This is a genomic window from Pseudomonas bubulae, assembly GCF_900618535.1.
GTDB lineage: Bacteria > Pseudomonadota > Gammaproteobacteria > Pseudomonadales > Pseudomonadaceae > Aquipseudomonas > Aquipseudomonas bubulae.
The window spans coordinates 263,352-277,108 of sequence record NZ_UYJA01000006.1 but is presented as its reverse complement, the minus strand read 5'-3'; the positions used below and the strand labels follow the sequence as shown (position 1 = coordinate 277,108).

At 59.0% G+C, this 13,757-nt stretch carries 18 protein-coding genes; all 18 read right to left on the bottom strand.

Annotation, left to right across the window (positions count from 1 at the left end; genetic code table 11):
* Positions 1-8: 8 nt before the first annotated feature.
* The 18 genes from PPTH39_RS21485 to PPTH39_RS21400 all read right to left on the bottom strand — a co-directional run bounded on the left by PPTH39_RS21485 (position 9) and on the right by PPTH39_RS21400 (position 13,702).
* Entirely contained in the window at positions 9-491 is a 483-nt protein-coding gene (locus PPTH39_RS21485) for a DUF1833 family protein (protein WP_095003539.1), read from the bottom strand.
* Positions 488-4,081 carry a tape measure protein gene (locus PPTH39_RS21480; RefSeq protein ID WP_130872431.1) on the bottom strand — a complete coding sequence of 1,198 codons (3,594 nt, stop codon included), beginning with the start codon at positions 4,079-4,081 and terminating at the stop codon, positions 488-490. The genes PPTH39_RS21485 and PPTH39_RS21480 overlap by 4 nt, the downstream gene beginning before the upstream one ends.
* Positions 4,082-4,168: 87 nt before the next feature.
* On the bottom strand, positions 4,169-4,588 hold the full coding sequence (locus tag PPTH39_RS21475) for a zinc ribbon domain-containing protein (protein ID WP_086797692.1): 420 nt from the start codon (positions 4,586-4,588) through the stop codon (positions 4,169-4,171).
* A gap of 68 nt (positions 4,589-4,656) precedes the next feature.
* Positions 4,657-4,914, bottom strand: a complete 258-nt coding sequence (locus PPTH39_RS21470; protein ID WP_086797694.1) for a phage tail assembly protein T — start codon at positions 4,912-4,914, stop codon at positions 4,657-4,659.
* Positions 4,915-4,943: 29 nt separating this feature from the next.
* Positions 4,944-5,294, bottom strand: a complete 351-nt coding sequence (locus PPTH39_RS21465) for a phage tail assembly chaperone family protein, TAC (protein WP_130872430.1) — start codon at positions 5,292-5,294, stop codon at positions 4,944-4,946.
* A gap of 9 nt (positions 5,295-5,303) precedes the next feature.
* The gene (locus PPTH39_RS21460; protein ID WP_130872429.1) at positions 5,304-5,795 is read right to left on the bottom strand and encodes a phage tail tube protein; all 492 of its coding nucleotides are present in this window, start codon (positions 5,793-5,795) and stop codon (positions 5,304-5,306) included.
* Positions 5,796-5,852: 57 nt separating this feature from the next.
* A complete protein-coding gene (locus tag PPTH39_RS21455) occupies positions 5,853-6,218 on the bottom strand; it encodes a DUF3168 domain-containing protein (protein WP_130872428.1) in 366 nt (121 codons plus the stop codon).
* Positions 6,218-6,691, bottom strand: coding sequence for an HK97-gp10 family putative phage morphogenesis protein (locus tag PPTH39_RS21450; RefSeq protein ID WP_130872427.1), 474 nt, complete (start codon positions 6,689-6,691; stop codon positions 6,218-6,220). The genes PPTH39_RS21455 and PPTH39_RS21450 overlap by 1 nt, the downstream gene beginning before the upstream one ends.
* A complete protein-coding gene (locus PPTH39_RS21445; protein ID WP_130872426.1) occupies positions 6,684-7,019 on the bottom strand; it encodes a phage head closure protein in 336 nt (111 codons plus the stop codon). The genes PPTH39_RS21450 and PPTH39_RS21445 overlap by 8 nt, the downstream gene beginning before the upstream one ends.
* Positions 7,016-7,348, bottom strand: coding sequence for a head-tail connector protein (locus PPTH39_RS21440; protein WP_130872425.1), 333 nt, complete (start codon positions 7,346-7,348; stop codon positions 7,016-7,018). The genes PPTH39_RS21445 and PPTH39_RS21440 overlap by 4 nt, the downstream gene beginning before the upstream one ends.
* The gene (locus tag PPTH39_RS23610; protein ID WP_095003531.1) at positions 7,345-7,605 is read right to left on the bottom strand and encodes a DUF7302 family protein; all 261 of its coding nucleotides are present in this window, start codon (positions 7,603-7,605) and stop codon (positions 7,345-7,347) included. The genes PPTH39_RS21440 and PPTH39_RS23610 overlap by 4 nt, the downstream gene beginning before the upstream one ends.
* 38 nt (positions 7,606-7,643) lie before the next feature.
* Entirely contained in the window at positions 7,644-8,813 is a 1,170-nt protein-coding gene (locus PPTH39_RS21430) for a phage major capsid protein (protein ID WP_130872424.1), read from the bottom strand.
* A 3-nt stretch (positions 8,814-8,816) separates the two neighbouring features.
* Positions 8,817-9,479, bottom strand: a complete 663-nt coding sequence (locus PPTH39_RS21425; RefSeq protein WP_019829234.1) for an HK97 family phage prohead protease — start codon at positions 9,477-9,479, stop codon at positions 8,817-8,819.
* 17 nt (positions 9,480-9,496) lie between these two features.
* Positions 9,497-10,768: a phage portal protein gene (locus PPTH39_RS21420; RefSeq protein WP_130872423.1), complete on the bottom strand. Its 1,272-nt coding sequence runs from the start codon at positions 10,766-10,768 to the stop codon at positions 9,497-9,499.
* Positions 10,768-12,441 (bottom strand): terminase large subunit, encoded by a 1,674-nt coding sequence (locus PPTH39_RS21415; RefSeq protein WP_130872422.1) that lies wholly within the window; start codon positions 12,439-12,441, stop codon positions 10,768-10,770. The genes PPTH39_RS21420 and PPTH39_RS21415 overlap by 1 nt, the downstream gene beginning before the upstream one ends.
* Positions 12,442-12,936 (bottom strand): terminase small subunit, encoded by a 495-nt coding sequence (locus PPTH39_RS21410; RefSeq protein ID WP_130872460.1) that lies wholly within the window; start codon positions 12,934-12,936, stop codon positions 12,442-12,444.
* A gap of 230 nt (positions 12,937-13,166) precedes the next feature.
* Positions 13,167-13,508, bottom strand: coding sequence for an HNH endonuclease (locus PPTH39_RS21405; RefSeq protein ID WP_130872421.1), 342 nt, complete (start codon positions 13,506-13,508; stop codon positions 13,167-13,169).
* Positions 13,505-13,702 carry a hypothetical protein gene (locus PPTH39_RS21400; protein WP_130872420.1) on the bottom strand — a complete coding sequence of 66 codons (198 nt, stop codon included), beginning with the start codon at positions 13,700-13,702 and terminating at the stop codon, positions 13,505-13,507. The genes PPTH39_RS21405 and PPTH39_RS21400 overlap by 4 nt, the downstream gene beginning before the upstream one ends.
* Positions 13,703-13,757: the final 55 nt, after the last annotated feature.

Here is a 13,757-nt window from a genome sequence, read left to right as displayed (position 1 = left end):
TTGATCCGTTACAGGTACTTCATGCAGGGCGCATTCAGCGTGGTCAGCTTGTCCCGGGGGAATGCCCGGTTGATCAGGTCACCGTAGCCCGCCGTGATTTGCACAGTGGTGCCCTCGATCCCGGCGCCGAAGGCTTTCATGCGGATCGGCGGCTCTGCCGGCGCCGACAGGTCGCTGGCCAGGTAACGGCGGTAGGTTTGCGTGATCGGCGCCCCTGCCGCCTTTGCCTGGTCCATTTTCTGCTGCGCCTCGCCCAGCACATTGTCGATGGCGAAGTTGAGCGTCTGGCTCGCGCTGTTGCTCTTCTTCGGCAGCGACACGTCGATGCCAGCGGCAATGAGGGGCAGGCTGCGGCCATCCTCGGCGGTGCAGACCACATCCTCAAAGCCGCCACAGATCAACACCGGCTCCGTCCAGGCCGGACACGTCAGCTCCAGGGTGTCGATGATCACGTCACCGCCCGAGGCGTACACACGCTCGATCAAACTCATGCGCCCCTCCTCATGCCGTGGTAAGTGCCTTCGATTGCCCGGGAGTACGACGAATCGCCCGAGGAAACACCGCTCAGGAAATCCTCGCGGACTGCGTCGATGATCACCTGTAGCTCGCCTTTACGGTCCTGCTTGGTGCGCACTTGGCTGTTGCTGTTGTTGATGATCTGGACGTTCATGCCGCCGCCGGAGCCTTGCGACATCTGGTCCAGGGTTTGATCCAGCTTGGCGCTGGTTTGAGCGGTGGTGACCCGCTCGCCCTTTTCGAGTAACCAAGTGCCCGTTTGCGGAACCGAGTCGATGCCGTTATGCGCCATACCGACCAGATTGCTCAGCCTGTCGACGCCGATGCGTTTGGTGTTTTCGGCATCCACCACAAACTCCTGGCCGTGGACCACGCCTACCACTTCATTGACGCCGCCGGGGCCGGTATAGCCGCCCTCCTTGAAACCCTTCATCAGCGCGTAAGCCGCGATCAATGCGGTTCCGCCGACAACTGCAGCGGCGCCGAACGAACCAATCGAGGCAACAAGCGCTGCCGGCAGCCAGGCCGATGCCGTGGTTGCAGCGGCTGCAATTTGAGCGGCAGTGGTAGTTGCCGTTGCGGCAAGGGACGAGCCCGTGGTGACTGTATCCGCCGTAACTTTGGCAGCGGTTTTAGCCGCCTCGGATGCCAAAGTTTCAGTGGTCTCGGTCGCAAGCCCGGCCATTTTCAGTGCATGCGTAACAGCCCACTGAGCCGTAATATCAGCAAGTGCGCCCAGAATGGAATTGCCCATCGTGCTGCCGAGACTGATAAATGCTGAGCCAAGATCAGTGGTGCCCTTTACCAGGCCCTGGAACTGTTCCGACAGCGAGGACGTGGTATCGCCCAAGATGCCCGTGGTCGCATCGCTCGCTTGCTGGCTGTAGTCGGTAGCCGTTTCCAGATAGCTTTCCCAGGCAGAAGAAACCCCGTCCAGCCAGTTGGACTGCGCCTGATCGAGCTGGTTGTAATAGTCCTGCTGCATGACCAGCCGGGTCGCCAGTGCTTCGCTGAGCAGCTCGGTTTCGCTCTCATAGAGACTTTCGCTGATTTTCCCGCTGTTCTGCTGCTCTTGCAGGTCGCGCATCTGCTTGTTGAAGTCTTGCTGGATGGCCAGCGTTTCCTTCAGACGCGCTTTGTACTTCTCGCCGCGCCCAGCACCTTCCAGCTCCAGGGCAAAACCATCACTCTGGGTCTGGATATCGAGTTTGATCGTGGAGTCAAAGGCGGAGAGCTTTGCGGCGTCTTCGGTGGCGGTCTTGATCTTGTTCAGCGCGTCCAGCTCAGCGGCCAAACTTTCAAGGCGCTTTTGCTGCTGGCCGTTGATGCCGACCAACTTGCCGCTTTCAATCTCAAACTGCAGCTTTGCCACTTCCGTGGCATTTTTGCGCGCGTCGGTGGTGGTGTTGATCAGCTCGATTTGACGCTGATAATCCTCTTCCGTAGACGCGAACTTCTTCTGCACCTCGGAAACCGACTTGGTGTCGGCCTTTTGCGTTTTGAGGCTGGCATTGACCTTGTCGATCGCGGCAGCATGTTTGAGCGCTTCTTTTTCCGACTCCGGGTCCAGCTTGAGAATGCCTGCGGAAAGCTGTGCGCGCAGCTTTTCAACCTCTGTCAGTTTTCCGGCGACGACTGCCTGTTTTTTCAGGCTGTCCAGATAGCTCTGGCCCGCCTTGTCGCTGGCAAATCGCACACCATTCAATTCTGCCTGGGTTTTCTGAATGGCACCTTTAAGCGCCTCTACCCGCTCACCTGCCTGATCCAGCGGCAAAGCAAAAGGCACATCGCCGCCCGAGTCAGAGCCCGACTGCAAGCGGTCATACACCTCTTCAGCGTTTTTGAGTTCGGATTGAAGCCCGTCAAGCGTGCCGCTCAACTGCTCAAACGAGCGCTTGCCCAGGTCATCAGGCAGCATCCCTTTTACCGCTCGACGAATGCGCGTAGACGCATCATCAAAAGCATTTGCAGCCTTGCTCGTGCCCTCCTCAGCCTTGTCGCCAAAGTCCAGAAATGAATAGGCGATCAGGCCCACGGTGATAATCAGGCCGGGCCAGCCAGCGGCCAGCGACAACAAGGCGCGGCCCGCTTTTGCAGCCATCGCAAAGGCTGCGCCAAGAGCAGTGCTACTAGCAGCCCATGCGGCCATTGTTGATGTGGCGGCCACTTGAGCTACGGCCAGTTGGCCATTGACCACGGCCAGCGCTTCAGTGGCAGCGGTACGTTGTGCAAGGGATGCAGTGACGGCCGCAGAGCCGGCAACGGTGGTTGCCGTCAGCTGCGCCTCGGCGGCGGTGAGCTGCCGAATGATCGCCGTTTCAGCCAATCGCAGTTCGGCCATCCGGGCGACAGACTGTTGCCGGCCAATATCGGAAATTTGCGCACGCAGGCGTTGCTGCTCGAGCTCAAGCTCGGCCACCAATGACTGGCGAACAGTTTGCAGGCGGGCCAAATCAGCCGTCTGCACCTGGCGCGACGCCATTACCGAGGCTTCAGCGCTGGCAACGGAGCTTCGCGCCCGCGCCAAGTCTGCAACAACCCCTGCCTTTACAGCCTCAAGCCTGCGCACTTCGCCCGCAGTGGCAACGGAATTTGCCAGAGCAAGTTCGGAGGATGCCTTAATGTTGACGCCCATTGCATAGGCGTTGCTGATCAGTGCTCCCGCTGTTCTACCCAAAATAACCAGCAGTCCGGCTTCCAAAATCCGGGTAAAGGTTTGAAGCTTTCCAGAGTCCAGGGCCGCAGATAAATCCAGCACTGCCGTCACAAAAGCCCGGGACACGCCAAGGGTGTTGTCCAGCGTACCGATAGCCCGAGTTGCGCTGTTTTCAAGAACAGTAAATGCACCGCTGATGGTGGTTTGCGCCCGAGCAAACTGGTCATCAATGGCCTGGGTTTGGCTCAAAATGGCCCGAAACAGCTTTTCGGACGTAATTGATCCGGTTTCACCGAGTTTTCTCAGGTCACCAACTGCAACGCCCAGACCGTCAGCAATTGAGCGGGCAAGCCCGGGCGCTTGCTCGAGTACCGAGTTCAACTCTTGCCCGCGCAGGACGCCAGACGCAAAGGCTTGCCCAAGCTGGACCAGCGCCCCTGCTGCTGCGCCGGCTGACACACCACTGGCCGACATGGCCTTACTGATGGACTCAGTAACCCGGATCATCTCCGTCTGGCTTACGCCCAAAGCGCTAGTGGTCGAAGCGATCCGCTGGTAGAGCTCTGCGGTAGGCTCAAGCGCCGCTTGGGATCGCTGCGCCACCTCAAAAACCTCTTGAGAGACCTTGGCCAGCTCTTGCTGACTCACGGTTACTTGCTTGAGCCGGTTCTGAACCGAGGTCCATGTTTCGGCGTAGGCAATGAGTTCGCGCGTGCCCAGGTACCCAACAGCAGCCACACCAATTGATTTAAGCGAGCTGACAATCTGGCTGCTCGCGCTTTGGGTCGACCTCTCGATTTGCCCCATGCGGTTTGTTGCCGTTCGGGCGGCGCGATCCATTCCCTGTTCAAAACCGCCAATTCGCGCAATGAGATCAAGTGTCAGGGTTCCCAGTGAGCGCGAGGCCATCTACTTTTCTCCAGGTAACAAAAAACCGGCCTTAGCCGGTTTTTAGTGATGATGCCCGGGTGTCAGTCATACCGGGCTTGCGTTGCCTCAATCATTTGAAGCTGAACGGGGCTTGGTGCTTTTCCCGCACTGCGGGCAATAAAGGCTGTGTTTGGCTATCGTGGCGGAACAGTTTGGGCACTCCACCACACGCACTTTTTTGACTCGTTCAATCTCTGCCTGCTCAATCGCAGACGCTTCACGGGCAGCAGCTCGCTCAGCCGCTTCTTTTGCCCGGTACTGCTCATTCACCTGTGAAATCATCTGCTCGGTGTTGCTGGACACAGAGCGCTTGGAGCCTGACATCAAGATCACGCCAACAACCAAAATAGAGACCACAACGGCCACGGCAAGGCTGATAATCAGCCACAAACCATAAGCAGCAATTGCGACTGCAATCAGCCCGAGCAGCCATGGCGCAAGAATGACGGCAATGACGATAAGGACTAATAAAATGGCTAACTGCACGGGTGAATTCTCCCTGAAATGGGCGGCAATCTAACACCATCCCCCGAAAGCACCCAACCGCAAGCCGCTTACTGCCACGTCGCCATGGCCTCTTCCAGGCTGATCGTAGCCTGCGCCTGGCTGTAAACCATGAAATCGCTCAATTCCATTTTCCCGCCAGCCACCCTGCTGGTTAGATGGGTCAGCAGCGCGAAGTGACGCTCCAGGCGCCGATTTTGATCGAGAGTGCCGTACTTTTCCCGGTAAGCGATCCAGTCCAGTACTTCGCGGTGGGTCAGGCGTTCCTTGGCTTCGGCAATGGTGCTGCCTCCGATGCGGTTCAGCACCAGCTCGTGCCAGAACTCATCGGAGGCGCTTAGTTTTTTGCCTGGTTTTTCCCGGTGCCGTTGGCTTCATTGACCGCGGTGAGGATGGCAAAGCCCAGGGAAGACTCCAGGCTGAAGGCGTCTTCGTAGCTAAGCGCTTCAGCACCCTCTTCACCCAGAAACACGCTGGCCGCGATGTACTTGGCGTTGCGGCTTTGCTCGGCTTCGCCCGGTGCAAACAGGCGCTCGATGACGCCGAACGACTGGCGGCGGATATGCACGTCGAACTTCTCGGTCACATCCTTGCCGGTGGCCGGGTCGGCATGCACCCAGGTCACTTCTTTTTTAACCAGTGCGCCGTCGACGATGCCGCCTTTGGCTTTGAGTTGCTTGAGGTTCATGGGAAGCCCTTAGATGGTTTTGAGGATCCAGGCGAGACCGCCGGAACGCTGAATGGAAACGGTCGAAGCAACCACTGCGTTTGCCGCGAAAGAGAACGGGAAGTCGGCCACATAACCCTCAAAGGCACACCAGGTGCGCGTTTTAGGGAATTCAAAGTCGTCACCGGCTTCATTCACGGTCGGCGGCGCAGACCCGTCAGCCCAGCCAATTGCCCACTTGATGTTGTTTTTGCCGTCCTCCTCGGACAGCTGATGCACGCGGACGTGACTTGCGTTGGCAGGATCAGCGTTAAGGCCAACGGATGCCTGGCCGGGCGTACGCAAACCTTTCTTGTAGCGGCGATCTTTATGGCTGAGGCAGGTGTCTTCGATCTGGTCTGCCGGTGAGCCCGCCGGGTCGAAGGTGGTGATGCACTCCACCTCCATGACGGTCAGCGGGCCGCTACCGGGCGAAGCCGGCACGAGGATGTAAGCCTGCGTGCCTTGTGTGAGAACGGACATGGGTGTCTCCTTTAAACGAAAAAGCCCGCTCAAGGCGGGCCAGGGGTCGGTGATGTTTTAGCGCGGTACCAGCCAGTCCACATCGAAGCTGTAGCGGTAGGTTTTGGTGGCCGGGTCGTGCGAGTCGCCACCCCAGCGCACAATATTGGCCTTGAGTTCAATGGCGTTCCTGATGGCTTTGGCCGTGTCACGGGTCTGTGTCACGGACACGCCATAGACATCAATTTGCAGGCTGAAACCGTCGATGTCCGGGCGTTGCGCCAGATAGTTTTCAGGGTTTCCGCCGAACGTTTGCCATACCGCATAGGGCTTGATGACGCCTTGAGGCGCTTCGCCAAAGGGGTAGATCCGCACAGGCGAAACGCCCAGCAAAGCCGTTACCGCCGGGTCAGCGGCGCACACGGCGAAGATCGGCGCGTACATCAGCGTGCCCCCAGCAAAGCGTTGATTTCAGTATTCAGCACCGCGACAAAGCGATCAGTAACCGCCTGCACATTGCTGGAGAACGCCGGGCGCATAAATGGCGCCGCCGGATTGTGCTCGGTACCGAACTCGATATAACGCCAGTGCCGGGTGTCGCCGCCCGGGTTGCCGGAGGCGCCCTTGCTGTGCTGATTTGACCCCGAGCCGCCGCGCACACCGACCCGCATCACCACCCCGCCTTCGCGCTTGGACTGCTTGCTCGACTCCTGGGTGACCAAGTTGCGGAACACCTTCTCTTTGGTGGCAGGGTCATCGATGGTCTTGGCATTGGCTTTCGCAGCATCACGCACGATGTTCATCGCCGCCCGCGCCGCTTTGCGCAAACCTTTCTTTTGCAGCCGTGGGCCCAGGGTGCGCATTTTGTCGACCACGCCATTGAGCCCTTGGATATTGAACTGCATACCGTCAGCCATCATTCACCCCCGTAGCGACCACAAGGGTCAGGTACTCCAGGCCCGAGTTTCTGTCCGGGAGCGGCTGACCGATGATTGTGAAGATTTGCCCGCGATGCAGGATGCGCATGGTCGGGAGCACGCCCGGACGATAGCGGATGGTGATACGCCCGCTGGCCTGGGACTGGTTGGCTTGCGCGGCAATCAGGTCCCGGGCGCTGAGCGGGTCGACTGCCGCCCATACACGCGCAAACTCGACCCAGGCTGTTACCACCTCGCCTGTGGCCGGGTCTTGCTGTGTGGTTTGGTGCTGGATGACGACCGGGTGCCGCAGATCCCCTGCTCTCATGGCTCAGGCTCCTTTCTGGCCGGGCCAGTGAAGTTGCGTGACGACCACAGCAACGACTCCACCCCGAGCGGCACCTTGTCCGCCGTGGTGCCCACAACAACCGCTTCGCGGACGGCGTAGGAGTTGCCAAGCAGCAATAGCAGTGCTGATTTGAATGATGCGGGTATGTCGCTGGCTTGAAGAAATGCAGGGTTGTCGCAGAACCACAAGGCCCAGGCCAAAGCAGACTCGGCATACAGCTCGATCAGGTCGTCGTCCTCCTGGTGATCGACCCGCAGGTGCTTGCGCATCAGCTCAATCGACAGCAGATCCGCGACGATGATGGTCATTTTTTCGAGCCTTTCTTCTCAAGGTCGACCGGAGTTGTGGGCTCTGGCTCTGGCTCTGGCTCTGGCTCTGGCTCTGGCTCTGGCTCTGGCTCTGGCTCTGGCTCTGGCTTCAGGATTGGATCGGCATCGACGTCTTCTGCCAAGCCCATCCCGATCAATGCTTCTGCATATTCGTCTTTAACCACCCGCACTTCGAACTGGTTGAAGCTGCCAGCGTGATAGTGCGAGAACTGACGCAGTGCGCGAATTTTGGTCATTGCGGGTACCGGGGCAGTTGCCTGCCCCGCCTCGATAATCAGCCGCCTGCAGCTGGGTTGAAAGTGCCTTTGATGATCGCGGTTGGACGGTAGTGAGCCAGGGCCAAACGCTCTTCACACAGGATGGTCAGCATGTTTTTGACGAAGTTGTCGCGGTCCTGATTGCTGACCTCGACCGTGGCGTCCATGCGATCCCATACCTGCGAAGCGAGATCAAAACCGCCAACGGTGAAGGTGCCCAGCGCCTGGGCCTTGGTGGCCACCACCGGTAGGCCCCACATGACCTTCGCCGCAAATGCAGCTGGGCCACCGAAGATGTAACGGCCATCCGCGTCTTTCAGCAGCGCAATGGCGTGCCAGTCACGGGGGTTAAGGATCAAGCCAGAGGCTTCAAACTCGGACTCGCTGGTCTGGAAGATCGCATGGGCAATCTGGTCGGCGCGGGTATCGCCCTCGACATCCAGGCCTGCATCGTAGGCCGTGGCCACCTTGTTCAGGCCAATCAGGTTGTCGCCAGTACCGTCACCGTTGAGCAGTTGGCCTTCTTCAACAAGCGCCAAACCAAACAGCAGGCGGTTGTTGACGTAGGACTCCAGCATCGGCGCATCATCCATCACCTGGCGCGAAGCCTGAATCCAGTGAGCGATGGTTTTGACGTTGGCGGTTTCTTTTGTGAAGGTCAGCTGAGATTCAGGCTTCAAAGTGCCTTCAGCCACCGATGCGGCGCTGTTGACGAAGACGTTTTCACGAACGTACTCGATTGCGTTGGACGTGGTGCGGCCCTGGGCCAACAGGTCACGAATGGTCAGGCGGCGTAGGCCGGGCATCAGAATGCCAGGGTTTTGCTGAGCCTGAATCAGCGTGCCGGCAGAGCCCGCGCCACTGCCCAAAGCCTTGTTGAACGTCTTCACGTCAACTTTCCCGGAGGTCGAGCCGTTCCAGGACTTCTTGAGGTCTTCAGCGGTGCGCTCGGCGAAAGACTTTTTGGTCTCAGGGTTGTCCAGGCTGCCAGCCGCCAGTTTCTGCTCCAGATCAAACAACCGGGTGCTGGATTTGGTCAGGTCGGCCTGAACGGTCTGCAGGTCGGTTTGCAGTTTCTTGCTGATCTCGCCGGTGGCGGCGATCTCTTTTTTCTGCGCATCGAACAGTTGGGTCATGTTCGTTTGCGCGGTTTCGATTGCCTTTTGGATATCAGCCAATTCGGACATGAATTAGTTTCCTACAGATGGGAAGGACTTGATGCGATCAAGGATCGCGTTGATTTCGCCACCTTCGGAGTCGCTCCGAACTGCGGACTTGATGCGGGCGATAAACGCCAACGCTTCCGACTTGGAGAGCCCGGCGGAGTCTCTCAGCCAGTTCTCCGCGTCACGGATGGTTTCAATGGTGTCCATGCTCTTGAGAGCAGATACCGTGGCGTGCTCATTCGCGGGGAAAGTGCAGATGCTGATTTCGCTCAACCGGGAGACGTTTTTGAACGAATAGCCGGTCGCAATGGGTGCGCAGTCACCTTTTGCCGCCGAGAAACCCACCGACATGCCGCCCACGGTGCCGTGGATCATTGCCGCCTTGAGGGCGTCCGACTGCGGGTTGCCGGGGGTCAGCTCACCCCGAACATGCAGGCCGGTGCTGTCTTCCGACAGATCCAGCCACTTGCCTACCGGGATTTCATTGCGCCGGTGGTTGAAGAACATGGCCACGGCCCGGGATTGGGTTTTCAGCGCGGCAGCAAAGGCGCCCGGCTCGATAATGTCGCCGTCGCTATCGACCACGCTGAAGACGCTGGCATAGCCTTCGAAAATGCCCTGGGCGCCGCCGCTGGAAAACTTGATTGCGGCCTGATCGAAGGCCAGTGTTTTGCAAATGCTCGGCATTTCAGTCTCCAGAAAAACTAAACCCCGCTGGGTGCGAGGTCTGTTTTGCCAAGTTGGGTAAGCGGCACGTTCTGAGACTGCCGGGTTGCGACGTCACCGCCGGGGAGTGGCGGCCGGTTATCAACGCGCCGGCCCTCGTTCACCGTGAGCAGGCCCGTGTCGATTTTGGTCTTCATGTAATTGGCCCGAGCCGTCGAGTCACCGCTCAACAATCCGTCGCGGTTATGTTCAGCGTGGATGCGGCCCAAGTCCGCGGGCTTGATCAGCCAGCGCAAAATGCTGGTTTCCCAGATTTCGAGATATGGGTCCAGGGTGTACTGCAGGAAACCGAGGTTCTGCTGCTCGATGCCGGAGCCCCAACTGGTGGACTTTTCGACATCGCCCACCAGGTGCGGCGGTACGCCGAAGAACCGGGCCAGCTCGCTGACCTGAAACTTGCGCGCCGCCATTGTTTCGGCGTCCTGCGGGCTGACGCCGATGGCCTGGGTGGTGAACCCCGCCTCCAGCACCCACAGGCGCTTTTTAACCGGCCCGCCGGAGATCTCCTTGAAGTTCTCCTCAAGCTGATCGCGCTGGGCCTTGTTGAGTGTCTTGCCATCGCCGGTCATCAGGATCTGCGGCGACTTCGCGCCATTGGCATAGAAGTCGCGCTGCTGATCCTCCATCGCCACCGCGACACCGACTGTTTTGGCGCCGAAGGCAATCGGAGAAAGTCCCACCAGCCCGTTAAAGCCAAAGCCCTTGAGGTGGAAAATCTCCGACTGTTTGAAGTCGGCATATTCACTGTCACGGCGGTAGCGGTACACAACCCGCTTGCCCTCTAGTCGCACGTCCATATTGACTGACATCAGCGGCACCAGGCTGATGATGTCGCCAACACTATTGCGCTCGATCAGCGCGTAGGCATTGCCGTAATAGCAAAGCTGCATGGTCATGGCGGCGCGGAAGTCGAAGGCGGTCATAAACTGATTGGGGCTGTAACGAAGCAAGCGGGCCAGCGGGTTATCAAAGCCAACCTTGGATCGGTCCTCGCCCTTGGTTTCAAATACATCCAGTGGTAGGCAGGCCGTGACGCTGGAGATCAGTCGCACGCATGCGAACACGGTGGAGATTTGCAGCGAGCGCTCATCGTTGACGACTGAGTCGCCCACCACGCCGGTAGCGGAGACAGGCCCGGTCTGCGAGCCCTTTTCGGGAGAAACCAGGCGCCCACCAACGAAGAAGCTCGCCATACGCGCCCAGAAAGGACTGCGGGTGCGCAGGTCAATGCTGTAGTCGGTGTCTGCCATTACATACTCATTGGTCGGTTGAGAAAGTCATCGATGTTTGCCGAGGGCATAGGGTTCAGTGACAGCAGCGTCACCGCGTTAAACGTGGCCATCAGTGGATCGATCTTGGCCGAGCCCGACGCCTGCTTGGTGATCAGGATCGAGTTGCCACGTGGCTCGACTTTGGCGTTGCCGCAGCACCAGGCCATCATTGGCTGGCCGCCGTGGATCAAGGTGCCTTCGGCCAGCTTTCGCTCAGCGGTTTTGATTGCGCCGCCGAGCTTCCAGCCCTGAGAGATACCAATGACCTTTTCTTCGGGTACGCCGGCTTCGACCAGGGCGTCGAGAATCGCGCCGATACCCGCCGGGTCGAGCCCGACCTTGTCCAGCAGGCCGGATTGCTCAACCCGGGCAACCAGATTGGCTACCTGCTCCACGTCCTGACCGATCTGGTCGACCAGGGTGAGGTTTCCGTCTTTGGCAAAGTCGTGGAAGTTGGCAGCGACGGACTGGCGACGGACCAACACCGAGGGGTGAGCCCAAGCGTGATTCCACAACAACCACTCGCGTGTCACCCGATGCCTACCAGCCGCTGCAAAGCCCAGCAAGTCATCCAGCCCGCCGCCGTCGATGCCGATATCAATCACTTCGCACTGGCGTAGCAGGTCATCGAAGCTCAAGCCAGGGCGCTTGCCCTGCACCTCCCAAAAGTCCGCCCCGGCCCAGCGTTCGGACAGCAGCGCCAGACCGACTTCGATATTGGCGTGCTTGGCCAGAAAGCCGCGCAGCTCTTCTTCGCCCGCTTCCTGCGCCATTTTGAAGCTGCGCAGCAGGAAGGCTTCGTCCACCGAGAACCCCATGTTCGGATTCACCAGGTGGAAGTTCTCAACCAGGCGGGCTTCGCCGCTTTTGATCATCGCCTGGGGAAACTCGTAGATCACCGGCAGGAACTGGTTGTCATCGATACGCCCGTCACGCACAGCGCGGGAGTACTTGAGCTTTTCGCGGAACACACCGGCAGGCGGCTCGTTGGACTGCGTGGTCAGCCAGATCACAAAGCCTTCAGGCCGTGACGCCAGACCGCCGGTGGCTTCGCGGATGATGTCCGGCGCCTTGACGTTCTTGCCGAACAGCCAGGCCTCATCGATCAGCACGCCCACGGCCTTTTTGCCGCCCACCGTGTCGCCATCGGCGGCCACCACCTTGAGCGTGGCGCCGGTTTCGCGGTGGGTGATGGTGCGCAAGTGCGGCTGGACGTGCATCAGGTCGCGCAACTCTTCGTCGTGCTTGACCATATCGGCCGCAGGCTTGAACGAGTTGTCAGCAATTTCCTTGGTCGGGGCCAGGATGATGAACTCGGCCGACATGCGCCAATTGCGGATCAGCGCGGTGAGCATGATCCCGGCGGCAATGGTCGACTTGGAGTTCTTCTTCGGGATACACAGCATGTATTCCGAGATCATCCGGCGCCCGGTTGTGTAGTCGTAGGCGCCGAAGATCGCCCCGGCGAAGTCGAACACCCACTCGGCGCAGGACTCACCAATGGTCGGGCTGCCCGGGGCGTCGACGATCTTTAGTTCGCGCAACACCGCCAGACCGTCTTCGGCCTCCTGCGGAAACAATGGGCGCGGGATAATCGACTGCCCCAGGCGCAGTTTTTCCTCCCAGTCCGGGCAGGCAGTCGTCCATTGCATTTACTTGACCGCCTTCAATGGGGGTGGGCTTGAGCCGAAGCGCCCTGCCCCGGCAACCTTCGCCGCGTTTTCGCGTTCGGTCTTTTTGCCGGTCTCGCCTTTGCGCGGGTGCATAAAAGGCATCAGCGCTTTGGCAGCATCTACCCGCAGCTTTTTTTCCGTTTCGTGATCATTCATGGCTGCCAACAGGAAGGCCTTCGGATCGGAGTAGGACATGATCTTGCTCAAATCGAAGGCCGGGCTGTCGTCGGGTTCGGCTGATTGCGGCGCCTCGGTAGTCGGTTGTTGCGCTGCAGGAGCTTTAACAATTTTGTTAACTTTTTTGTTAAAGGTGGTCCCGGCCATTGCGGCCATGACGTAAGGGTCTTTGGCAAGCCGTGATCCGGCAGCCGATGCGCTGGACGCCGCGTAGCCTGCGGCGATGGCTGCGTCCTTGTTTGAGGCACCGCCCCGCAAAGCGTCGACGAATGCCCGCTTCTTGGGTGTTAAAGCCATTAACAAAAATTCCTGAAAAGGGGAAAAAATGTGCGCGTGCGGGGATGGGTGGTCTAGGAGCAAAAGACCTCTGGAGTTTTACCCTCCCCCCTCAATCAGATGAGAAATATTCTCATTAAATCAAATAAGAATAATTCTCAAAACCACAAATGCGAATTAATTGCAACAACTTTATTGATAAACATTCTTATTCGCATGTTTTCGCCCAAAACGAACAATAAAGATTGACATTACAAGGTCGTGCAACCTGCTGATTCCTCTCGTTTTTTTACGATATCGTGGCAAGGTCTGCACAGCGACTGCCAGTTGGTGCGGTCCCAAAACAGAGTCATGTCGCCACGGTGCGGAATGATGTGGTCGACCACGCTGGCCGCTGTCACCCGATAATCACGCTGGCAGTAGACACACAGAGGGTGAGCATTGAGGTACACCAGTCGCGCCTGTTGCCATGCGTAACCGTAACCGCGCTGGGTCGAGGTGGCCTTGTCGCTGCGCCATGACCCAGGCACTGCGGTTGCGATGCGATTGGCTTGGGGTTGCAGGCGTGTGGCCAGTGTCTTGAGGCGGCTCATGCTGGATGGCGCGGTGCGCCGCTCATGTAGGTCGGTGGCGCTGACTCTGGGTCCGACTCAATCCCCTCCTCGGCCAAGGCTGTGATCAACTGGGTCTGCTGGGTCGCCATCCGTTGGAGGATCGCTGTCTGCTTGATCTGTTCGGCCAGTACCTGGCTGAGCAGGCCAGCCAAAGAGCTCTGCTGCTCGCTCATATGCAATCGCCTTCCACTTGTTGAGTTGTTCGCGCCGGGCGGCGCATCCGCTGCA